We start from the raw sequence: 23,630 nt of genomic DNA on the forward strand, positions 1-23,630 counted from the left end.
ATTGATCAAGAAAATTTCCATTTTGCTATTATTGTCCTTTTTCATCGGAAGCCAGGCATTCGCAGCAGCACCTACGGCGGAGTCCGTACAGGCATCACTTGATTCCACCTGGGTGATGATCGCCACCATCCTTGTGTTCTTCATGCATGCAGGATTCGCCATGGTTGAGTCTGGATTCACCCGCGCCAAGAACACGTTGAATATCCTGATGAAAAATGTCCTCACCGTTGCCATCGGTGCCATCATCTACTTCTTTATCGGCTTCGGCGTCATGTTCGGAACCGACGGAGGAGGCTTCATCGGTACAGACGGGTTCATGTTGTCGGGACGTGAAGATATCGGTTTCTTCGTCTTCCAATCTGTCTTTGCCGCCACATGTGCCACCATCATCTCGGGTGCCGTCGCAGAGCGGATGAAGCTTAAGAGTTATATGATCCTGACGGTTGCCATGACCGCCTTGATCTATCCAGTTGTCGGCCACTGGGTATGGGGTGGAGGCTGGATCTCCGAGCTCGGATTCGTCGATTTTGCCGGATCAACCGTTGTCCATTTGACTGGTGCCGTCGGAGCTTTGATTACGGTATTATTCCTCGGAGCCCGGTTAGGGAAATATCAAAACGGGAAAGTGAACGTCATTCCCGGTCATAACATCCCAATCGGTGCACTTGGGGTTTTCATCCTTTGGTTCGGATGGTTCGGATTCAACGGCGGGAGCTCACTCGCCGCAGATCCAACCCTTGTGCCTATGGTGATCTCCACTACGCTATTCGCCGCATCTGGCGGGATCATCTCTTCTGCCCTTTACACCCTGTTCCGGTTCAAGCGCATTGATCCATCCCTTACTCTGAATGGGGCTCTTGGCGGACTCGTCGGGATCACCGCAGGTACGGCCAACGTCTCCCTAACCGGCGCCATCATCATTGGCCTCATTGCAGGCGTCCTTCTAGTCGAAGGTGTCACGCTCTTGGATTCCATCCTTAAGATTGATGATCCGGTTGGCGCGATCGCCGTTCATGGTATCTGTGGAATCTGGGGTACACTCGCTGTCGGACTATTCGATTCCCAGAACGGTCTATTATACGGGGGTGGAGCTTCCCTCCTCGGAGTTCAGGCCCTGGGAGTCCTCGCTGTCATCGCATGGACCTCGATTACCGTCGGTGGCTTCCTGTTCATCGTGACAAGGGTTTCACCGATTCGCGTTTCACAGGAAGAAGAATTGTCCGGCCTTGATTTTGCTGAGCATGGTTCAAATGCTTATGAATTGAAAGATACCGTATTAGAGCCTGACGTGTCTTCGAGCCCATTCGGCAGTGATCTTGTAGAACGTTTGAACTCGATCGGCACTCCTTCTACTGAAGAGCCCTTAAAGCAACGCAATAGCATATGACTCTGAGAAAGAGCTGTCCATAGGGCAGCTCTTTCATCTTGAAGACAGAAAAGAGCTTCCTGTCGGGAACCGATCCCACAGGAAGCTCTTTTTTTATGATATTGTCGAAATGATTTTTTCCTTTTCATTTCCAGATACAAAGTTCTTTTTTGAAAAGACATCATATCCATTTTTGCGTACTTCATTGAGGATTTCTTTATAAAGAAGGGCCGCGCCTTTAACCGGAGCCCTTGAGTAGATCGGGTAAAGACCAATCGTTCTCATGGATAAACGGTAATAGTGTTCCGCCAAGCCGGCCATTTCTTCCCAGACAAGCCGGAATGCATCTGTTGGACGCCCATCCCGCAAGTCTTCCACAGAGCACTCGTGCTTCACGAGCAGATCCTGGGGAAGGTAGAGCCTGCACCGGTCCAGATCTTCCCCCACGTCCCTCAGGATATTCGTCAGCTGAAGGGCATAGCCAAGATAGATTCCGTCCTCGCGGAGTTCCTTTTCTTTGCCGGGCGCGAGGATTGGAAGGAGCATCAATCCGACGGTGCTCGCTACATGATAAGAGTAGTCCAAGACGTCATCCAATGTCATGTATTTCCTTCCCGCAAGATCCATCCTTTGCCCTCTGATCATATCCCGGAACGCTTCCCGGTCCATGTTGAAGCGCTTGAAGACATCATCCAAGGCGATCCAGATCGGCTGCTCTTCAAAAGTCCCTTCAAGGAATAGCTCAAATTCCTGCTCAAAACGATCCAATACCTCAGGCGGGCTCCCCTCATCCACGATATCATCCGCTCTACGGCAAAAAGCGTACACCGCCCACACCGCTTTACGCTGATTCTTGGGCAAAAGGGAAAATGCCCTGAAAAACGTTTTCGAATGATGTTTGATCACCGATTCACAGTGATCGTACGCTGCCGAAATCCTGTTCATCCATGGTCACATCCTTCCTTTCTAATTCCTCTTCAACATATCTCTGCACGGCCTGTTCGACCAGTTTTGCCCCTTGCATCACGATGGGAACACCCCCGCCGGGATGAGTCGATGCTCCGACAGCAAACACGTTCTTCTCCGGGAACGGCTGCACCTGTGGTCGGAAAGGACCAGATTGTCCGAGCGCAGGGGCTATCCCGAAGCTCCCCCCTGCATATAGCCCTTCCTGACGGGCCTGCTCAGGCGTCCGTGTTTCCATCCAATTCAGCCGCTCCCTCAAATCATCGAATCCGCTCTCTTCCATTGTATCTAAAACATAGGACGAAAGATATCCCGAAGCTTCCTCCCAATCAATCTTTTCAGATGCGGGAACCGGGACCAAAACATAGAGGACACTATTCCCTTCTGGTGCAAGGGATTCGTCCACGATGGATGGATTGAACACATAAAAAGAAGGTTCCGAAGGTACTTTCCCTTTCTCGAAGATCTCCTTCATATTTTTCGAGAAATGTTCATTAAGGTAAAATTGGTGAAGATCTTTATCAGGATAGGTACCTTTGACTCCCAAATAGAACAGGACGCATCCGGAAGAAGGCTTATATTTTTTATCGGATGTACGCTCCATGAGGGAGTGCGTCCCAGGGAAATCACCATTCACTACGACGGCATCCGCGAGGAAGTCCCCCTCACCCGTTCGGATCCCTTCCGCCTTGCCATCCTCCACAAGGACCTTCTCCACGGGACATGACGTTTTGATCTCCACCCCTAGCCTCTCGCACGCCTTCCGTACCGGGTCAAGGATACTTGCATACCCGCCTTTAATATAGTAGATTCCGTGCTTATGCTCACTGAATGATACCAGGCTGTAAATGGCGGGAGTGGAATAGGGGTTCCCTCCGATATAGAGTGATTGCAATCCATATGACATCTGTAACCGCTCATGGGAAAAGTATGTTTTCAGGTTCGACATGACCGTTCGATACGCCTTGAGCTTAATGAGGGAGCCGATAGTCTTTGGATTTATATAGTCTTTTATGCCAAGGAAAGAGGACTGGAGAAATTGAGGTTCACCGATGGCAAAGCGCTCATCCATATCTGCCATGAACCTCTTGAATCCTTCCTCATCACCAGGGAACTCCCGCCTTATTTCATCCAGCTGCGTTTCAAGATCCGCAAATTTCCGGTATGTCTGCCCGTCCGGGAAGTGGATCCCATAAAGGGGATCACAGCGAATGAGTTCGATTTCTTCTGTATTCACACCTGCATCTGCCAGGATCGACATCAACATGTCGGGCAGAAGGACAATGGTCGGTCCCTTATCGATTTTATAGTCCCCCTTGGTGACAAACGCAAGCCTGCCCCCAATGCTGTCTTCTTTTTCAAAAATCGTCACTTTGTGCCCATTCTTTGCAAGAAGCAGCCCTGTAATCAACCCACCGATTCCCGATCCCGCTACCGCCACCTTCATAGCGCTTCCTCCATTGCCCTGTGAGCGCCTGAAGTTTGGGAGGCATCTTCCTTCATCATGATCGATGTGGTGATCCTGGCCGATTCGAGTATCGTCGGCAGTCCGCTTCCCGGATGTGTGCCCCCGCCGACAAGCCAGCAGTGATCGAGTTCTTCGAATTTGTTATGAGGTCTGAGGGCCATCATTTGCGTGAGCTGATGACCAAGATTGAAGGTCGCTCCTTTGTAGATATTGAAGTCGGTTTCCCATTGATGGGGATCAAGTACCTTTTCGAAACGGATATGACTCCGGATATCCTCGAGACCCGCTCGCTCCTCCAGGGAACGAATGACGAGCTCCTTGAAGTTTTCTTGATTTTCTTCCCAGTCGATCTCACTCATATTATTCGGTACCGGGGCGAGGACATAAAGCGTGGAGTGTCCCTCCGGCGCAAGGGTAGGATCAGTGACGGAAGCATTCTGAACATAGATGGAGGGATCTTCTGATAAAGCCATCGTTTTCGTGATCTCTTCTACATTTTTCTTGTAGTCATCGGCAAATATGATTGTATGGTGAGGCAGATCATATTGTTTATCAAGACCGAGGTAGATCATGAAGGTGGAGCATGAATATTTTTTCTTTGAAAGCTTTTCTTTGCTATACTTCTTCAGCACACCGTCATCCACCAAATTCGTCATCACGTGAGCGAAGTCGCCATTAATGACCACTTCATCGGCTGATACCTTCTCCCCATTTTCGAGGATGACCCCTTTGACGTTTTTCCCTTCAAGCCAAAGTTTTTTGATTCCCGTCGAGAGATGGATCTTTCCTCCGCTTTCTCTTACGACTTTCGCCATCGCTTCTGAAAGCTGATTCACCCCGCCGATGGGATGAAATACACCGTACTCGTGTTCCATGAAAGAAAGGATGGAGAAAGCCCCGGGACATTCCCAAGGTGACATACCCAGATATTTTGACTGGAAGGTAAATGAAAGTCTCAGTTCGTGATCGGTGAAGTAGTCACTCAGCACGCTGTAGAGCGACTTACCCAGGGAAAGCTGAGGCAGGGCCCGCAGGACTTTCCAGCTGATATATTGATAGTACTGGTCCATCGGGCTTTGAAGGATGGGTTTCAAGCGCTCCATCTTCTTGCGCGTGTCATTCATGAACCGCTCATACCCTTTTCCATTCCCGGGGAAATGGCGTTCAATTTCCTCTTTCAGCCGCTCTGGATCCCTGTACATCTTCACATCTTTATCTTTGAATTTCAGCTCGTACATCATAGGCAGCTCCTTCAGATCTACATAATCATGAAGGTCTTTCCCCGCCGCTTCAAAAAGTTCCTCCGCGATCTCCGGCATGCCAAGGAACGTCGGCCCGATATCGAATGTATATCCGTCTTGTTTGATGGCACCGTTGCGACCGCCAACAAAGGCATGCTTTTCATATACGTCGACTTCATATCCTTTACTGGCCAGAAGCATGGCTGAAGCCAAACCTCCAGGTCCCGCTCCGATGACAATCACATTTTTGGACATCTTTTCTTCCCCCTTATACAAATTATATACAATACCTGAACATAGATTATAAATTAAGTATACATTGCTTTTTTCACGGGCACAAAGATTAACACTCTATTTTACTAACAAATTTCTCTTTTGCCATATGTAAAAATAGTCATATGAGGATTCCCTCTTAGTTTACCCTCTTTTTTCCTCTTTAATGATTACTATGAATAAAAGATCATTTTAATCACGTAGCCTCGAGCCGGGCGCCCCCACTCCCCCTGATGTCCCCACAAAAAAAGCCCGGACATTCGTCCGGGGCTCTGTGTCTTCAGGAAACGATTTTAATATTGTAGGTCTTGAACCAGACATGGATCTGTGCCAGATGGGCAAGAAGCTGCGGACCGGTCATGAGCTGGCCGTACCATGGGGTCTGGAATGCAGCGCCACCGGATTGGACGATGTCCTTCAGCTTTTCTTCATCGAATAAGGTATGAAGGACACTCGTTTCATCTTCCAGGATCTCTGACAGCCATCCACGTACAAGTTCTGTATACTTAGGGTGATGTGTTTTGGGATAAGGACTCTTTTTGCGGTAGAGCACTTCATCAGGGAGGATGCCCTCAAGTGCTTTCCTTAGAAGACCTTTTTCCCTTCCTTCGTGATGTTTCATCTCCCAAGGGATATTCCACGCATATTCTACGAGACGGTGATCGGCAAATGGCACCCTGACCTCGAGGCTCGCCCCCATGCTCATGCGATCCTTCCGGTCCAGGAGGGTCGTCATGAACCATAGCTGATTCAGATAGAACATCTGCCTCCTTTTCACCTCTTCTTCCGATTCTCCTTCAAGCAAAGGGGTTTCTTCCACTGTATCCTTATACCTTGCCTGTACGTAGTCTTCGAGATTGAGCTTTTTGCTCCACTCTTCCTTCAGGAGTCCCTGCCTTTCTTGTGTTGAACGCATCCACGGGAATCCTTTGCGATTGAAGTCATCCTCCCTATGAAACCATGGGTATCCCCCGAAAATTTCGTCCGCGCACTCGCCCGATAGACCGACCGTGAAGTCCTGTTTGATTTCCTCACAAAACCACAATAGGGACGAATCAACATCGGCCATACCTGGCAGATCCCTTACCAGGACGGCCTCCGTGAGGTATTCTTTCAGCTTTTCCTGATCGATGACGCAGCTGTGATGAACGGTTCCGAATTCCTGGGTCATTTGATTGATCCAGTACGCATCTGCATTGGGCTGGAAGTCATTGGCCTTGAAGTGTTCATCGTTTCCTTCGTAATCGATGGAGTACGTATGGAGCTGCCCCTTCCCTTCATCCCTGTAGCAATTGGCAGCAACCGCCGTGATGGCACTGGAATCAAGACCACCTGATAAAAAGGTACACAGGGGCACATCCGATACTAGCTGCCTTTTGATTGCATCCGTCACGAGGAATCTCACTTTTTCTACGGTCTCTTCGAAAGAATCTGTGTGCTTCTCACTTTTCACATTCCAATATCTCCACTTCTTCATACCTTCAGGACCGAAGCTCATGGCGAATGCGGGGCGCAGTTCCTGTACCCCTCTGAAAACACCATGCCCCGGGGTCCTCGATGGCCCGAGTCCCAACACTTCCTTCAATCCTTGAAGATCGATTTCAGGTTCGATATCAGGGTGGGCCAGCAATGCTTTGATTTCTGACGCAAATAAGAGACCACCGTCTTTTTCCGTGTAAAAGAGGGGTTTGACGCCAAGTCGATCACGGGCAAGGAAAACCCGCCCTTCCTGTTCATCCCAGACGGCAAAGGCAAATATACCGTTCAAATGATCAACGCACGCTTCCTTCCATTCGATATAGGATGTGAGGAGGACCTCTGTATCCGAATGCCCCCGAAACGTATATCCCTTTCCTTTCAGTACGTCCCTGAGATCTTCCGTGTTATACAACTCACCGTTATAGCAGATTGTATAGGATTTCCCCTCATGCTGGATGGACATGGGCTGCCGTCCGCCTTCCGGATCGACCACGATCAGCCTCTTATGACCGAACAGGACATGTTCATCGCCCCATAGATTATTTTCATCGGGCCCCCGCTTCGATAATGTTTCCGCCATCTCCCTAACAATCCCTCGTTCACCTGTCAGATTTCGTTCGAAATGTATCCATCCTGTGATCCCGCACATGGTCATCATCCTCACTTTCGTAGAAAACTGCTCTTCGACATGTAGATTATCTTATGCTTCTAAAGGGAAATGGTTAATTGACTCAATCAATTTTATATGAATGAAATATGATAATAATGATAAGTAATGTAGTTAAGGAGGGATATTCATTTGAGCAATATTTATCGATCGAACATATTAAAATCCCAAAAGCGGGCATACTCCGAAGGGACCGTGCTCTTAGAAGATGATATATGGTATTTCTTTGAGATAGATGCCGAAGAGGAGTCGGAACTGGATTTTTACCTTCATCAGGAGCTCAGACTATACAGGGACGACGAATGGATCACGGGTGTCCTGTTGGAGGACGGTATCCTCGCAACCCCATATGAGAAATTCAGGATCGAGAACGGGGATCGGATCTTGATCAAGAAAAGCATCTTGTTCTCCCTTGAAAACCTGATGGAGGAAATATCGGATGACGCATTCAACCAATTCATCACCACATTGAACAATCTGAACTATTCCATTTACGATTGTATTTTTTGTCACAACCATCTGGTATTCCTCGAAAACCAGAAAATCAAACAGGGCGTGAACTTCATCACCTTCGACAACGGGGACGAAATCTGCGCGGTACAACACCACTTCACCTACTACAAAAAACAGCGCGATCGCTTTGAATTCACCCTCAGCACGGGTAAGAGGATCGTTATCGAGAATATCGTAAAGTAGTAACCTCGGAAAGACCAACAAAAGGAGAAGCTACAAGGCGTTTTAGACTTAACCGAAGAACAAAAAAACCGTTGCCCATTTACAGGCAACGGTTTTTTGCTTACGCCAGGAAGTTAATTCCCAGCGGAAGCTTGAATCCAAGGTAGAGAACAATCAAAAGGGCAATGACCAGCAAGATAGAGGCCACCTTCGTACTTTTCCCTTTATTCAAGCGCACGAGGATAATTTCGAACATGGCAATTACCCAAATGCCGACCAATCCTTTGACACCGTAAAGGGCAGGATCAATTCCTTGGTGTTTCCAGAACAACAGCGCTCCGGTCACAATGATCAGGATGTAGAATAATCGCAGGATCATATGTACAATTTTCATTGCTTTAGCATTCCCGGCTCTGTGAAGCCCTAACGCTACAAAAAACAAGATGATGGCGATCGCCCATGTCGTAATATGAGCATCCGTTCTATCAAACATGTGAACCCTCCTAAAAAAGAGTATATGTACGCTCATAATATTACCATAGTCCGCCACCATTCCAAAATTTTATCTAGGACTGTAACCGATTTGTCAATTTTCCTACCGATCCCACTTCGATTTCAATCAGATCGCCGCGCTTCAGGAATTTGGGAGGGTTGAAGCCTTTCCCTACTCCTGCGGGGGTACCCGTCGCAATCACATCACCAGGCTCGAGGGTCATCCCTTTTGAGAGGATCGAGATGATGTCGCTGATCTTGAACATCATATTGCTCGTGTTCGAGGACTGTCTGACTTCCCCATTGACCTTTGTAGTGATGGACAGATCGTGAGGATCGCCGATTTCCCCCTTCGTAACGACATACGGGCCCATGGGACAGGTTCCATCGAGGCTTTTGCCGAGGAAGAACTGACCGTGCTTTTTCTGCAGATCCCTCGCCGTGATATCATTCAGGATCGTGTAGCCGAAGACATGGTCCATGGCGTCTTCCACTGAAATGCCGCGCCCTCCCTGTCCGATAACCACGGCAAGTTCCCCTTCATAATCAAGCTGTTCTGTAAGCTCATCATGGGCAGGGAGCTCTTCCCCTGATGCAGCCAGGGTGGTTGGTGCCTTGGTGAAGATCATGATGTTTTCAGGCGCATCTTCTGCCCCCATCTCGATGGCATGGTCACGGTAGTTTTTCCCGACGCACATGATATTTTTCCCGAGTGACGTGAGGGGAGGTAGAAGGCGGATCGCATCTGGATCATACGTGTGCCGGTCAAGGGCTTCCTCATCCATGGCAGCCCATGCTTCCTCAATCCTTTTTACGAATCCGTCCCCTTCCGCGATTCCACTCCTCACATCCATCGGCAGGGCATGCCCTTCTCCGAGCTCGGTGCTGGCCGCGAATACATCCACTACCCCGTTCTCACTCCAAATCCCATACGATACACGATCATTTTCCGAAAAGCTGACTAATTTCATCGTTTACTCCCCCTTGATTTGATGGTGTCTGTCAGTAGACAGATTTCGCTTCCCATAGCTCAGTAACCGCCATACTTTTTCGACTGGTCCGTATTTGAAGTACGTGAGCCAGATCTCCGAGAATATGACCTGGACGATATAAATCCCGATTGCAAGGAGAGTCCCTGTCGTCAACGTGACCTCCCCATAGAGTCCTAGTCCATAAGAATAGAAGATAAGGGTCCCGATGATCGATTGAAGCAGATAGTTGGTCATCGACATCTTCCCCATCGACGCAATGGGCTTGCTCCACTTCAAGATTTTTTGGTTCTGCAATAATAATGAGAGTATTATTGCATAAGATACTGATAAGAACGGACCTCCCAGGAAATCCTGGATATAGCCATAGGCCGTATTGGCCTCGATCAGAAACGGCAGTGATTTGATCGCAGTCCCGATCACCAATGTGGAGATCCCGATCCACAGCCAGGCTTTCTTATGTAAGGCGACTTTCTCCAATAATCTCAGTTTGCTAGCCCCTGCTCCGATCAGCATCATGGGCAGGATCGACAGACCAAGGAAGATGAAGTTCCCCGGACCGTTCACCGCATACCAGTCAGAAAAGCGCTGACTCATGATGTCGCCGAATGACCCGTTCCCATAAGCGGCAACCGAATTCTGAAGTGACGCGATATCCGTGTAGAAACTTACCCCTTCAGGATCGACGAATGTCATCAATACGAGCAAAGAGCTAAAAAAAACCTGAGGCAAGATCAGCATAGCGCCTCCCAACATCATGAGCCATTTACCAGTCATATTCATGAACAAGAGGAGCATCAGCCCGAATACCGCATAGTTGATGAGGATGTCACCCGACCAGATGAAAAAGGCGTGGAGGCATCCGATGACGAGTAAAATCAACAGCCTCCGGATCCCGAACATATAAAAGGATGTCCCTTTTACATCGGCCCGGATCTTTTGTATACCCAAACCATAGCCGAAAAGCATCGCGAACAGCGGATAAAAACTGGCTTGGACAAAGATATCGATCCAGGGATACAACGCTGTATCACCGGCCGTTTTCCACCAGGAATACGGGTCCATATAGAGAAATGGCGAATGGAATGAGATCATATTGATGATCAAGATACCGAGTAGTGAAAACCCCCTTATCACATCGAGGCTGATTATTCTTTCCGATTGACTCACAGGTGATAGACCTGCCATGAATCGTCCCCCTTTCTTAATCTCTTCTACTCTAGTGTACATCGAAACGGCCGATTAGGCGATTGTCACTTTTGCAAAATTCTCACATACATTGGTACTAATTATTGATAAACAAAGGTGTGAGTATTTTATGCCCGCGATCGTAGGCTTCGCCCAGGTGATCAGCATTGGTTCGAGCGGTGTTTTCCATATAGGTGACGTATTCAACATCAGCCCCATTTCAACGGCCAAGACCTTTGCAGGAGCTGGATCCTTCATCACCGGACGCGGAATATCCGTCTATAACGAAAGCTCCCTGACATACACCGTGGATGATGACACGATGGATCAAGGGATTATCCTAAACGTTTAAGGATGTGGCGAGATGAATTATTATGTGCAGCAGTCCATCCAAATCCAATTCATCAAAATCGGCGGAATGTCCAATTCCTCGGTCCTTCAGATCGGGACGTGCGGACAAATCGCTACAAATGATTACCTTTATAATACAGGCGGATTCACCGAACCTGCTCCACAGGCACAAAAGAACGGGGGTACGGGAGGACAATCACAATCCGTACCTCCCTTCGTCCCTCTGCAACCCCCAGGCGAATCGTAAGGAAATCACGCGGCACTGAAAGAGGTGGTACCATGAATAATTACTATATGACCCCACAACAACTCTATCAATATATTGAAAATCTCCATTCAAAGATTGCCGCGTTAGAAAAAAGGATGAATGATCTCTCCGCTGAGCTCCAGAATATGAGGGACTCTCCATCAATCAACGTGGAGAAAATCGAATATAAATTCGATCAGCTCAAGGTGGAGTCCCTTGATGGCACATTGAACATCGGACTGAACCCGAACTCGCTGAAAGAGACCATCGAAGATCTGGCAGTGGAGCAAAACGTGAACGTCAAATCCATGCAGGATCTAGGGCCCTATAAGGCGAGGCTTGCGGAAGCAGTCGGAAGGTATATCAAAGAAGAACTTCCCGTCTTGATTCAGGATAACGAAATGCAGTTCCAACGTTCATTGGATCCCCAGTATCATGATATGATCCAACAGGACCTCCTGAATCAAATGCCGGGAAGAATCGAATTCTATCTTGAAACGATCCCCTACATGGAGGGCCGGCACTCAAAAGAGGAATGGGAGGCGAAAGTGCTGTCCCGGATCAAACAGGATATCCAAACTGCTCTGTACACCTTCATGTCTCAAATGCCAAACAATATGGAAGGGATGAATCAACATGAACCTCCAGGTAATCAATAGGGAATTATCCGTCGGAAACATCGATATTGCGGGGGTCGCAAGCTCTTCCCTCGTCCTGATCGGAGACGCAGATATCATTCAGCTCACCTCAGCTTTTGACACCCCTGCTGAATCCTTGATCATCGGACCTTTTGTACCCCTGACCCCGAAAGGATGACCATGCGCTATTCCATCGTGAATCAACTCGAAGGTATCACCCTGGCATTCAGCTCGTTTTACCAACTGGGGGATACGCGGAACATCGACTCCGTGTCATGGGCATACGCCGTCCAGCGGGAGAAGGAATTCTTCCTTTCCAGTGAAGGGAGCTACGGTTATCGGGTGTTCCAATCCCCCATTCAGAAAGCCCCCATTGATCCAAGAGTAAACGTCTCGCGGTTGAACCTTTGTCCTATCAAGGTCAATCGCTTATTTGTAAAAGCAACGGCTTTCTCCTCCATCATACACGTCGGGAATGTTTCTCTTGTTTCCATGGATGCCAGGGTAAAACACATCCGCCAGCTCGAAGATGCCGAGGGAGGGAACGGTCAGACGCAGTCGGAAGAAATCGAAGAGCCCAATTAACCTTTTTCATACAATCACATAGGCTAATGATGATAGGACTTACTCGCGACAGGAGATGGTAGATATGCCAGCATTAGTCGGACCCGTCTCGATTCTGAATATCGGCGGGGGGAACGTACAGTTCGGAGACACGGGAATCATTTCCCCCAAAAACGCTTCTAAAACTTATGGTGGCTCTGGCGGGTTCAACACCGGTCCATTCCAGCTCACCTACAATGTATTCAGCGCCACGACCACTTTTGACTGCAACGTAGTCGACCAGCCGATTGCCGGCAACAACTAACGAGGGTGGGACAAAACTAAAAGTGGCCCCTTTAATACCGCTCATGATCTCCGTGCAAGACTTCGCTTTCCGCGGGTAGCCCGTGAGCCTCCTCGGCACGCCTGCGGGGTCTCACATCAGCTACTCTTCCCGCTGGAGTCTTCGTCTTGCACTCCGATCAACCGCTGGAAACGATGAAATTTGAATGTTCATTGAACGAATGTAAAACCCGGATCATTTGCTTTTTCGTAGGCAATTGATCCGGGTTTTACTATGACTAAAACAGATTTGTCTCAGCCTTTTTTTGGATTCATTTTCTCTTTCTCCGTTCCCTGCTTTTCCTCGTTCTGACGAGTTTGGACGATGGTTGCTTCCTGATCCACTTGATGAACGCGGATATCTTTGGGTCATGACGCAGGGTTTCGATGGTATTCAGGCGGATCCCAAGCTCCTCATTCGTATAGAGGGAATGGATTTGTTTATGACACGGGATGCAAAGTTCAGCCGTCGGGAGAAATGTCCCCCCGACCTCTTTCGGTGTAAGATGATGGGTGGTCGTCTCCACATCGCGTCTGCCGCAGAGTTCGCACGTTTGGTCCTCAGCCATGGGTGTCTCCCCTCCCTTTTTCTTACATGTAGGATACCCTTCAGATTTCGAGGACATGCCCGCCATCGAAGAAGTAGAGGAATTTCTCTTTCACAGGTTCTTTCCAGATGGATTCCAGGGCACGTGTGTACAGTTCGATTTGGACCCTGTACCGCTCTTCCAGGACCGGCCTTGCTTCCTCGAATCCATTCTCGTATCGATCGTGGATCCCATCCGTCTTATAATCGAGAAGGATGAGACCTGTCTCATCCCGGAACACACAGTCGATCACCCCTTGGACCAGAACCGTTTCTTCCGGTGCTCCTTCTCCGTCGAGGGTGATATCCCTCAGGGGGACGCTCATACTGAACGGGATTTCCCGTTGGATTTCACTTGCATTCAACAACCGGGCTCCGACTGGAGTATGGAAGAATTGCTCGATGCGTAAGACATCGATGGAGGAAATCTGTTCTTCCGTCATGATCTCGCGTCTTAGAAGGTCCTCCATCAGACTGCGTATGTCCCCTTCGCCGGGTGCCGATCCACTGAGGGTAAGATGCTGCATGACAGCATGCATGGCTGTCCCTTTTTCTGCCGGGGAGAGGTCCTTGGACTGCATGAATTTCGGTCGTTCATATACCGGCTTCTGGTGCCTTCTCAGAATATCGTTGCTTGCCGCTTCATCCTTGATCTCCACCATCCGCTTAAGCTCGGAAACGGACTGCTTGGACCTGAGACTTGTAGCCCTCTCATGGGGATACGTCCAAGAGAGGCGGTGGAGCACTTCCTCTTCGAAAGGTGAATCCATCCCCATCTCTGCGGATGCCTTGATGGTGTCCATCCAGTCCTGTGAATCCCCTTTATCATCACCCGATTCCTCCATAAGATCTGCTGCCTGGAATGTGCTGATCTTCCAAGAGGATGGATGATCGGCAATATCATTCGTCCCGGCGAGCCCATCTGCTCTCAGTGGGTCTCCATCCCTGTGGCGAAGAACTGCCGGCCCGATCCAGTCGAGGTACGAAAGGGCTTTTGAACGTTCATGGTCGCTTAGCAACCACTCTTCCGTTGTGCCTCGGCGCTTCCAGTTATCAAGGGTCTTATCAATGTTCTTGACGGTCCCGACCAGGTACAGCTTCTCCTTTGCCCGTGTGAGGGCTACATACAGGACCCTCATCTCTTCAGAAATCGCTTCTAGCTTCTTCTTTCGTTTGAAGGCAAGCTGCGGTAGGGACGGATAGCTGATCCGCTTTACGGGATCGGTGTATTTCGCTGCCAGGCCGAGATCCTTATCCAGAAGATAGGCAGCATTCAGGTCCATGAGGTTGAATTGCCTCGTGGTCCCTGCCACGAACACAACCGGGAATTCAAGTCCTTTACTTGAATGGATCGTCATCAGCCTGACCACATCTTCCTGCTCGCTCAATGCCCGGGCAACCCCTAGATCATCCCCTCTTTCCCTCATCCGATCGATGAATCGAAGGAATCGGAACAGCCCCCGGAACGATGTTTCCTCGTACTGCCTTGCACGGTCATATAAAGCCCGCAGATTCGCCTGGCGCTGCTTTCCACCAGCCATTCCGCCTACGTAATCATAAAATCGCGTATCCCTATATAGCTGCCAGATCAGTTCCGTTACCGAGCCCTGCCTTGCTTTTGTACGCCAGAGTTCCAAATGATACAAGAACACGCGGACCTTTTCGTACACTTCTTCATCCCGTTCTCCCTGAGGTCTCTTTTTCGCAAAGGATTTCATTGCTTCATAGTACGTTCCGGCTTTAGAATGGATCCGGATCCTCGCAAGTCCCTCTTCATCGAGGCCGACCACCGGTGACCTCAAGACCGATGCCAGGGGGATGTCCTGATACGGGTTATCGATCACCTTTAAAAGCGAGAGCATGATGGCCACTTCGACGGCATCGAAGTAACCGGTGGACAGATTGGCGTAAATAGGAATCCCGTGACGCTTGAATTCTTCCATGATTTCCGGCGCCCACGGCATCGAACGGAGAAGAATGACGATATCACGATATTCGACCGGACGATCCGTACCGCTCTTGGCATCATGTATGAGCGTCCGGCCTTCGATGAGCTCTTTGACTTTCCTCGCCATGAATCTTGCTTCCAGTACAGATTTTTCGATATCCTCACTGTCGAGGGGATCATCGCCTCCTGTCTCCTGTTGTATCAGTGCAAGCTCTACAGGATAAGGCTGGTCCGCCGGATACGGGGCACCCGGAACCAATTCCGCTTCCCGGTTATACTCCATTTCCCCGACATTCATGCCCATGATCTGTTTGAACAGGAAATTGGTCCCGTCCAGCACTTCCTTTCTGCTCCTGAAGTTTTTGGAAAGGTCGATTTTCATTCCCGTTCCGTCACTGCCGAACCGGTTGTATTTATCCAGGAAAAGGTTCGGTTCAGCCAGACGGAAGCGGTAGATCGACTGCTTGACGTCCCCTACCATGAACCGGTTCCCTTTCCCTTCATCCGCTTCAGTGATCAGCCTCAGAATGGACTCCTGTACCATATTGGTGTCCTGATATTCATCAATGAGGACCTCTTTGAACTTCTCCTTGTACTCCATCGCTGCCGGTGAGGGAATCAATTCCGCACTTCCTGGCTCCCTGAGGATATCGAGGCAAAAATGTTCGAGATCGGCAAAATCGACAAGACCTTTTTCTTCTTTAGCTTCTTTGAAGCGGATGGCAAATCGGGAGACAAGTTCCGCCAATGTGACGATGACAGCCTGCATTTCTCCCATATCTTTCAAAAATGAATCCGGTCGGCGGGAAAAGAAATCTTCCTGGATCTTCTCTACCATCTTCTTCCCTTGATCACGAAGGGCCTTTGCACGATCCACCAGATCTTTGTTGAAGTCATCTCCACGGCATGGTTTCAGTTTAGTGAAATGGAGGGCTTGAATCCCTTCGTAAAGAGCTTCCCATGACTCCTTCTGCTTGAGCTGAAGCATTTCGACGACACCAAGGTCATCGAGGAAATTTTCTGCCCGTGGTGATGGCCCTCCAGGCATACGGCTCATGTTCAATGCCTGCTGGAATACATCCTTTGCCCCTTCAAGCTGAAGGGATATATCCCTGTGGAGATAGTCGGCAATCGGGAGTTCATCTATGCTCTCGACCCCTCCCACGCCATACATTTCACCAAGACCGTTCAGCCACTGGGACGGTGCGGGATGGGACCTGGAGAAATCATAAAGCTTGAGGATCATATCCTGTAGGGCTTTATCGCTCCGATCACTCGTAAACGTATCCACCAGTGTGTAGAATGGGGTATTCCCCTCCTTGCCGTACTCTTCTTCAAACAGATCTTCCACCACTTCATCCCTGATAAGATCTCCTTCGGTCGCATCGGCAATCCTGAAGCCGGGATCGACATCGATCAAATAATAGTATTTCCGGATCACCTCGAGGCAGAATGAATGCAGGGTGGAAATCGACGCCTTGTTCAATAAGCTCAGCTGTTTTCTCAAATGGGTGGAATGGGGATCGGAATCGATGGCTTTTTCAAGGGCTTGACCGATCCTGTGCCTCATCTCGGCAGCAGAGGCATTCGTGAAGGTAACGACCAGCAGTTCATCCACATCCAATCCGTCTTGACCGGATACGATCCGCTGAATGATTCGCTCCACGAGCACCGCCGTTTTTCCCGATCCGGCTGCTGCGGCCACAAGGACATCCTGTCCTTTCGCCCAGATGGCCTTCCACTGATCATCCGTCCACGTTGCTTCGTCTGGTTTTACAGGTATATGATGACTGCTCATTGATCAGCCTCCTCTCTTATCTTCGCCATGATGTCTTCGGTCTTTGCCTCGGGTAGGACCCTGTATTCATTTTCCTCAAGGGACTGATCGAACTGACAGACGGGTTTGTAAGAACAGAACTGACATGGTGTCCGGTCCTTCAGTTTGTACGGGGCAATGGCCGTTTCACCGGAAACGATCCGGTTTCCTGATGATTCATACATTTTCCTTACATGATGGCGCATGAACTGGAAGTCTTCTCCTGATGCCGCCTTCGATCTTGATGACAGGGATCCGTCCTTTTTGATACCTGCGGAGATGATATCTGAACTTCCCGTATCCAACGTCTGGTCCATGAGGCGGATCACATCGCTGTCCCCTAGCACCAGTCCTTTCATCTTGAAGCTTTTGAAAATCTCCTGTTCGATTTGATCGAGGGTAAGGAGCTTCTTGCTGTTGATCAAAGGATTATGCACGTGGAAATAGAGGACGCCCGCAGGTTGTGCTTCCTTTCCTACAAACTGCTTGGAATTGCTCAAGACGATATCCAAATAGGTGAGCATCTGAAGGGCCAGCCCGTAGTACACCTCTGTCATGTCCAGGTCCCTGGCGCTCGATTTGTAATCGACGATGCGCAGGTACACACCGTTCTGGTCCTCAGCTTTATCCACCCGGTCGATCCTTCCCTGAAGCTCCATTTGCGTACCGTTGCGCAGTTTGAATTGGAATGGGGGTAGGGTCGCTTTCGGTCCGAACCCAAGTTCAACGCCGACGGGTACGAAGCCGCTGGCTTTCGCATGTTCGCTTAGGATCAAATTCGCACGCCCGATAATCTGTTCAAGCTTCTGCGCAATATAGTGGTAGCGATTTGAACTGAGGAGGATCTGATGCTGCAGTTTAGGCGCAAGCATCGTCACGGCCTCCTTGGCAAGGCGTAGGCACTGGTTCTTGGAGAGTGATGCCCAGCTCAGACCGGCACGCTCCACTTCTTCCGATATCCATTTGAGCGCAGAGTGGAACATTTCCCCTATATCGGGTGCCTCCAGTCTGAATAATTCCCGCTCCCTCAGCTTCAAACCGTGGCTTGCAAAGTGGGAGAACGGACAGCCGTGGAACATTTCCATCCTTGAGACGCTGGCCAGGATATGCTCCCCGTACAGGTCCTTGCTCGACTCATCGGTCAAATCGGCCGATTCATTGCGATGGAACAAGCTGGAGAGTACATGGCCGGCATGCCACTTCCATTCATCGGAAGTCACATAGTAGTCATATACATCCCACCAAAAATCAAACACCGGGTATCCCCGCTTCTTTTGCTGAAGCTGCGTCGTCAAATGGGCAATCGATACCCCGGGATGACTGACGTAGTCGAGTTGCCCTCTTTCGTCAAGCTCCGCGGGATCATTGACGACAAGGGAATGCCTTGCCTCCGGGAATAGTTCCTTAAGCCTCTTGATAAGGGGCGATGGCAGGAGGGCCTTTCCCTCTTCATCGGCAATCGGATAGGAAATGATCAATCGTTCACCAGGTGTCGTGAACGCTTTATATGCAACAAACTCTTCGTCGAGTAGCTTGGTCCTGCTCCTTGGCCCGACTTTCACGCCTGCGATTTGCAGGGTTTCCCTGTCTTCATCCGACAGGATACCATCTTCTGTCACTTTGGCCGGAAGTATCCCTTCGTTCACACCGATGACAAACGCAGTTTTGATATGGGCGAGCCTTGATTTCTCCAGATCGGCAATGATGACCTGATCGATGGCAGGCGGTACGAGGGAAAACTTCATCGCTTCCATGCCCGTATCGAGAATTGACGCGAATGCCTTTACACTCGTTTTTTCTCCTCCAAGGATCTCCACGTATTGATCGAGGAGATCCATGACAGCGGCCCACGCCTGATCATGCTCCCTTGCGGCGACCAGATCGCCGTTCTCTTCAGCCTCCATTCGCTTCCGCTCGAGCTTCGCCGGAATATCAAGTTCCTCCAGATAAGCGAATAACGTTTCGCAGTATTCCTGCCCCGTCTTCTGCTTTTTCAACCGTTTTGACAGACGGATGATAGGGGCGGAGATGAAGAGGCGAAGCTCGTTGATTTCATGCTCGATTTCTTTTTCCTGGTCGGTCTGAGGGGAGTCCACATGTTCAAGTCCCCTGAATCGGCGGTATTTCCACCGATCCTTCTTCACCCACCGGTCTCCTTTCACCCCATGGGCCAGAACGTAATTCTCCAGTCGGTCCATTTTCTCCCTGAGCTCCCCCGGTTCCTCGTGAAGGGGGAATAATAAATCGGTCTTCACTGCCCGGAATACGGGTTCGTACCTCCAGTTGGAAGAGATGATTTCAAGAGTGGATCGGATTAGTTCAATCAGGGGATGATTGAGCATCGTCCGCTTTTGATCCAGGAAGTACGGTATATCATGGTCTTGGAAGATCGTTTCGATTTTGTCCCTGTAGTCCGCCCCGTTCCTGACAAGGACGGCGATATCCTTATAGCGGTGATCCCTTCCGCGGGCAAGCTCCCGGATTTTCCGTGCAACCCCCTCGATCTCCGCCCGTCGATTGGACGCTTCCATGAATTCAATGCGATTGCCAGCTGCCTCCGAAGGGATGATAGGTCTTGTCTCATAGTGCTGTTCCAGATGGGCAAGCGGTCCGCTTTGATAGCGGATCGGCGCCTCCATCACTTCTTCTTCAACCGGAATAGCAGCTGCGGTGCAGCCTTCCCGGATGATCCCATAAGTTTCACTCGTCATCCGGAAGAGGCTTAGTTCGTTCTCAGGAAGCCCTACTTCCCTGGCATCCACCGTCAAGGCGATGGTCACCTTGCGCGTGCGCTCGATGAGCTGCTGGATGATCCTGTATTCCTGTGGGGTGAAACTATGGAAACCATCTATGTAGACGACTGCATCCTGCAGAAGATCGGAATGTTGGATCTGATCGGAAAGCAGCTGGAAATAGTCTTCCGAATCGAGGTATTTCCCCAGCAACGCTGACTGGAATTCTTCGTAAATCAGCTCAAGATCCGCAAGTTTATCCCGGAGCACCTTTTTACCCATGCCGTTTTCTTTAAATGCGGCAAGGTCACCTGGTTCGATGCAATAGCGTTTGAACTCTGTGAGCATCGTTTCCACATGGCCGATGAAACCGGGTTTTTCCGACGACTTACGGAAAATGCTCAATTCTCCTTTTTTCTCTTCGATGATTTTCCTGATCATCATATTGAGCCCCACGTCGGATAAATGATAGCGGGTCATGCCTCCCGTCTCCTGGAGGATCTTCCACGCAAGACGTGTAAAACTGAAGACCTGCGCCCGGATCATGCCGTTCAACCCCGGTGTGTTCACAAGCTCATATTCCGATATGAAGGACATCTGGTCAGGTACGACATATAGGATCGGGGTCCCTTGTGGACGTTCCCTCAGTTCCTCTTTCATTTCTCGCAATATGCGATGCGTCTTCCCTGTTCCAGAGCGTCCGAGAATGAATCTTACCGTCATCTCCCTCACTCCCTTTCCGTTATACTCTTAGTCTATCCGGCAAGTACCCGGTTTTTTTGGATAGGTTCATTATAATATAGATCGTTTATAAAATATGCTAATCCGCCTGATTTCCAACAGAAAGCAAAACAGCCCGGGAAGATGCCCCGGACTGTCCATTTCACCATATTTGCTCTGCCCATTCTGGATGATCGATAAAAGGGTTCCGATTCCCCTGATACTCCTCATAAATGATCTCATTCCTCCGTCTTTCACGGTCATCGACGGGATCTGATTCATTCCATTCCAACAGGACCGACAGCTTCCCGTGATTCGGTGCTTTGCCGTTATTCACCCGGTCATTGAGTTCAAGGTCCACTTCTCCCGCATCGCCTTCATATCGGACGGCCATATAGAAGAGCATCCTCGCCACGTCTCCCTTCACTTCGTCCCGAGGCTCCCATGAGTCTTCATCGGAAAAATTCCCATCCGCTTCATCATGGGGTGAGCCGCCGTTATCAAAATCCAGATTCCCCCTGGAAGAATTGACTGTAACATCGGCGGGCCTCAGGTGGTGTAGATCGGTCCCCGGCCCTCTTGCCGTCCCGAAATCCCCGTGGGACTTTGCCCACACATGCTCCCTGTTCCAATCATCCACATCTCCACCGTGCAGCGCCTGCGCCTGGGATCTGCCCGTATAAAGAAGGATGACATGACCTGGTTGATCGGGATCTTCATCCGTTTTGGCGATCGCATCCCATAGCTCGCCATAAGAGAGCTCCCGATGATCATCGATGATATCGTGAAGAGCCGCTTTCAGTGCTCCACCGCTCAACCCTTCAGCGCTTGAGTAGTAGTCTCCCGGGTCTGTCGAAGGCTCTTCCTCTTTCTCCTCGTCCCCTTCCCCCGGCGAAATGGAGGTGACCTCCTTTAAACCGGGGCGAGAAAAGTAACCGGTCAGTTTCCCAGAGATCACTCGCTTCTTGCCGAATATGTCGGGATTCGTTTTCAAGCCTGCTTCAGGCCTTTGTGAAGAAGGGATCTGCACAAACAGCATCTTCTCCGGATCTGCTTCTCCCCGTTCATCCGCGAGGGCTAAGGCATAATCATTCGTGAAATCACCGGTCAGCACTTCCGAATCAGATACAGGCTGACCTGTGACAAATCCTGCTACTTCAGCCAGTGAACCGTCTTGGCGCTCAAGGGCTTCCTCCACTGTCAGCGGTGTGGAGACGTCCCTTTTGGCAATCTGGGGATGAGGAGCATCTTTCGTTCCCATTGATTGATTGCCCGACACTTGTCCACATGCCGTCAAAAAAACCGCCAAGATCAGCACCACTGTAATCCGCATGTATTGTTTCACTATTCTTTCCTCCCCCGGTATGGTTTACCTATAGCGTACAGGATAACATGCACGTAGAGATCGAATTTTTGCTCGTTTTCAGGAAAATGCTCCATTCGGCTCATCCCGGTTATGCTATCCGAACCTGGATATGATAAAAAGCACCCAGCAAGGCAGGGGATGCCTTGCTGGGTGCTTGACTGTTTTATACGGGTAGACCCTTCAGGATCAGTTTTTAAATTGGACGTCCCACTCATTCAATGGCCAATAGCGGAGATTCACTTTCCCTACTACCTGGTCACGGTCGATGAATCCGAAATAACGGCTGTCCTCGCTGCCACGGCGATTATCTCCAAGGACGAAGAGTTTGCCTTTTGGCACTTTCTTCTCACCTGTCAATTCTTCGAGGGTGAAATCACCTGTGAGCTTGCTGCCTGGACTTTCTGCTTTATATGTATCCAGGTATGGTTCTTCGTAATATTTTCCGTTTATATAAAGCTTATCATTCTTGTAGGTGACCGTATCGCCCGGCAGCCCGATGACGCGCTTTACATAATCTTCTTTTTCGTTGGCATGGAATACAAGGACGTCAAAGCGGTGAAGATCCCCGATCTGATACCCGATTTTATTCACCACGAGCTTATTGCCATCTTGAAGGGTCGGCATCATGGATTCGCCGTCCACTACATAATTCGAAAAGAGGAACGTGCGGATGACGATGAAGATGATCAATCCGATCGCAAGTGCCTTGATCCATTCCAGGCCCTCTTTCTTTATCTGCTCTTTCAATGTGATTCCTCCTGCTTCTTGCGTTCGTTTCGCTGATCCATTTCAAGCTTTTTATTAAGATGAGCCTCTATGCGCTTGCCGACGAACCAAAGGAGGAAGATGATTGCTCCCACGATGACGGTGCGGATCGGCTGTTTCACTAATGATACAATATCATACCCGATAAAGCTAATGGTGAAAATCATCACCATCTTCCCCGTAATGACGGCCAGCATATATTGGGCGATACTGATGCGGGACAGTCCGGCCACGACGTTTACGAGAGCCGAGGGTGTAAAGGGGAAGCAGAGCAGGATGAATAGAGGACCGAAGCCGTGCCTGTCCACCCAATGGGTCAGACGTGCTGCCTGTTTATTCTTCTTTAAGAAACGGAAGACCCTTGCTTCCCCGTATCTTCTGACCAGCATGAAAACCAACAATGCCCCTGCCGAAGCCCCTATCCATGAAAACAGGAATCCGAACCACAAACCGAATGCATTCGCATTCGCCAAGACGAACACAAACAGCGGCAAAAAAGGAAGGAAGGCTTCAAGCAAAGGGAGAAGGATTCCCGGAACGGGCCCGAATGACCGGTATTGCTGAATGAGGTCCATAATATTTTCTAATGTGAACCAATCTTTGAACGCTTGGATATCCATAGTATATGTTTCCCCTTAAACGACCATGAAAAAAAGACTCATTTCGTGATATTTTTCTTCATCATATCATATCATGTTTCATTTTCCATATCGCAGTTTGTATTATACATCCTTAACCTCCCAAGGGCCGCTTTAAACCTCCCCTTTCCAAT

21 protein-coding genes are annotated in these 23,630 nt (G+C 49.5%); 8 read left to right on the forward strand and 13 right to left on the reverse strand.

What is annotated here, in order from left to right; genetic code table 11:
* Window position 1: 1 nt before the first annotated feature.
* Window positions 2–1,387: an ammonium transporter gene (locus AF331_RS08155; RefSeq protein ID WP_152915557.1), complete on the forward strand. Its 1,386-nt coding sequence runs from the start codon at window positions 2–4 to the stop codon at window positions 1,385–1,387.
* Between the two features lie 93 nt (window positions 1,388–1,480).
* Here the strand turns inward: AF331_RS08155 and AF331_RS08160 are convergent, their stop codons facing one another.
* The 4 genes from AF331_RS08160 to asnB form a co-directional block, all read right to left on the reverse strand.
* Window positions 1,481–2,311, reverse strand: a complete 831-nt coding sequence (locus tag AF331_RS08160) for a phytoene/squalene synthase family protein (RefSeq protein WP_053427574.1) — start codon at window positions 2,309–2,311, stop codon at window positions 1,481–1,483.
* Entirely contained in the window at window positions 2,277–3,779 is a 1,503-nt protein-coding gene (locus tag AF331_RS08165) for a phytoene desaturase family protein (RefSeq protein ID WP_053427575.1), read from the reverse strand. The genes AF331_RS08160 and AF331_RS08165 overlap by 35 nt, the downstream gene beginning before the upstream one ends.
* Window positions 3,776–5,296 (reverse strand): phytoene desaturase family protein, encoded by a 1,521-nt coding sequence (locus AF331_RS08170; RefSeq protein WP_053427576.1) that lies wholly within the window; start codon window positions 5,294–5,296, stop codon window positions 3,776–3,778. Before AF331_RS08170 ends, AF331_RS08165 begins: the two co-directional genes overlap by 4 nt.
* A 298-nt stretch (window positions 5,297–5,594) precedes the next feature.
* Window positions 5,595–7,442, reverse strand: coding sequence for an asparagine synthase (glutamine-hydrolyzing) (gene asnB / locus AF331_RS08175; protein ID WP_053427577.1), 1,848 nt, complete (start codon window positions 7,440–7,442; stop codon window positions 5,595–5,597).
* A 150-nt stretch (window positions 7,443–7,592) separates the two neighbouring features.
* Between asnB and AF331_RS08180 the strand changes: the two genes are divergently transcribed.
* Complete coding sequence (locus tag AF331_RS08180; RefSeq protein ID WP_053427578.1) at window positions 7,593–8,156, forward strand: DUF2777 family protein; 564 nt, start codon at window positions 7,593–7,595, stop codon at window positions 8,154–8,156.
* Between the two features lie 100 nt (window positions 8,157–8,256).
* On the opposite strand, the gene AF331_RS08185 is transcribed toward AF331_RS08180, so the two are convergent.
* From AF331_RS08185 to AF331_RS08195, 3 genes are all read right to left on the reverse strand, one after another.
* Complete coding sequence (locus AF331_RS08185; protein WP_053427579.1) at window positions 8,257–8,628, reverse strand: YisL family protein; 372 nt, start codon at window positions 8,626–8,628, stop codon at window positions 8,257–8,259.
* A 73-nt stretch (window positions 8,629–8,701) separates the two neighbouring features.
* A complete protein-coding gene (locus AF331_RS08190; RefSeq protein ID WP_053427580.1) occupies window positions 8,702–9,598 on the reverse strand; it encodes a fumarylacetoacetate hydrolase family protein in 897 nt (298 codons plus the stop codon).
* A 3-nt stretch (window positions 9,599–9,601) separates the two neighbouring features.
* Window positions 9,602–10,804 (reverse strand): DUF418 domain-containing protein, encoded by a 1,203-nt coding sequence (locus AF331_RS08195; protein ID WP_053427581.1) that lies wholly within the window; start codon window positions 10,802–10,804, stop codon window positions 9,602–9,604.
* Window positions 10,805–10,934: 130 nt separating this feature from the next.
* Between AF331_RS08195 and AF331_RS08200 the strand changes: the two genes are divergently transcribed.
* The 6 genes from AF331_RS08200 (at window position 10,935) to AF331_RS08225 (ending at window position 12,908) form a co-directional block, all read left to right on the forward strand.
* A complete protein-coding gene (locus AF331_RS08200; RefSeq protein ID WP_048004366.1) occupies window positions 10,935–11,156 on the forward strand; it encodes a spore germination protein in 222 nt (73 codons plus the stop codon).
* Between the two features lie 12 nt (window positions 11,157–11,168).
* On the forward strand, window positions 11,169–11,402 hold the full coding sequence (locus AF331_RS08205; RefSeq protein WP_048004367.1) for a spore germination protein GerPB: 234 nt from the start codon (window positions 11,169–11,171) through the stop codon (window positions 11,400–11,402).
* Window positions 11,403–11,434: 32 nt separating this feature from the next.
* Window positions 11,435–12,061, forward strand: coding sequence for a spore germination protein GerPC (gene gerPC, locus AF331_RS08210; protein WP_053427582.1), 627 nt, complete (start codon window positions 11,435–11,437; stop codon window positions 12,059–12,061).
* Window positions 12,039–12,218, forward strand: a complete 180-nt coding sequence (locus AF331_RS08215) for a hypothetical protein (RefSeq protein WP_048004369.1) — start codon at window positions 12,039–12,041, stop codon at window positions 12,216–12,218. Before gerPC ends, AF331_RS08215 begins: the two co-directional genes overlap by 23 nt.
* 17 nt (window positions 12,219–12,235) lie before the next feature.
* The gene (locus AF331_RS08220) at window positions 12,236–12,625 is read left to right on the forward strand and encodes a spore germination protein GerPE (RefSeq protein ID WP_235576336.1); all 390 of its coding nucleotides are present in this window, start codon (window positions 12,236–12,238) and stop codon (window positions 12,623–12,625) included.
* Window positions 12,626–12,689: 64 nt separating this feature from the next.
* Window positions 12,690–12,908 carry a spore germination protein gene (locus AF331_RS08225; protein ID WP_048004371.1) on the forward strand — a complete coding sequence of 73 codons (219 nt, stop codon included), beginning with the start codon at window positions 12,690–12,692 and terminating at the stop codon, window positions 12,906–12,908.
* A gap of 289 nt (window positions 12,909–13,197) precedes the next feature.
* On the opposite strand, the gene AF331_RS08230 is transcribed toward AF331_RS08225, so the two are convergent.
* The 6 genes from AF331_RS08230 to AF331_RS08255 all read right to left on the reverse strand — a co-directional run bounded on the left by AF331_RS08230 (window position 13,198) and on the right by AF331_RS08255 (window position 23,478).
* Window positions 13,198–13,494 (reverse strand): hypothetical protein, encoded by a 297-nt coding sequence (locus AF331_RS08230; RefSeq protein ID WP_053427584.1) that lies wholly within the window; start codon window positions 13,492–13,494, stop codon window positions 13,198–13,200.
* A gap of 40 nt (window positions 13,495–13,534) precedes the next feature.
* Window positions 13,535–17,257, reverse strand: coding sequence for a helicase-exonuclease AddAB subunit AddA (gene addA, locus AF331_RS08235; RefSeq protein WP_053427585.1), 3,723 nt, complete (start codon window positions 17,255–17,257; stop codon window positions 13,535–13,537).
* Window positions 17,254–20,730: a helicase-exonuclease AddAB subunit AddB gene (gene addB / locus AF331_RS08240; protein WP_053427586.1), complete on the reverse strand. Its 3,477-nt coding sequence runs from the start codon at window positions 20,728–20,730 to the stop codon at window positions 17,254–17,256. Before addB ends, addA begins: the two co-directional genes overlap by 4 nt.
* A gap of 160 nt (window positions 20,731–20,890) precedes the next feature.
* Window positions 20,891–21,988 carry an endonuclease gene (locus tag AF331_RS08245; protein WP_082346894.1) on the reverse strand — a complete coding sequence of 366 codons (1,098 nt, stop codon included), beginning with the start codon at window positions 21,986–21,988 and terminating at the stop codon, window positions 20,891–20,893.
* 291 nt (window positions 21,989–22,279) lie between these two features.
* Window positions 22,280–22,840 carry a signal peptidase I gene (lepB, locus tag AF331_RS08250; protein ID WP_053427587.1) on the reverse strand — a complete coding sequence of 187 codons (561 nt, stop codon included), beginning with the start codon at window positions 22,838–22,840 and terminating at the stop codon, window positions 22,280–22,282.
* Window positions 22,837–23,478, reverse strand: coding sequence for a TVP38/TMEM64 family protein (locus AF331_RS08255; RefSeq protein ID WP_053427588.1), 642 nt, complete (start codon window positions 23,476–23,478; stop codon window positions 22,837–22,839). Before AF331_RS08255 ends, lepB begins: the two co-directional genes overlap by 4 nt.
* Window positions 23,479–23,630: the final 152 nt, after the last annotated feature.

Source organism: Rossellomorea marisflavi (assembly GCF_001274775.1).
Taxonomy (GTDB): Bacteria; Bacillota; Bacilli; order Bacillales; family Bacillaceae_B; genus Rossellomorea; species Rossellomorea marisflavi.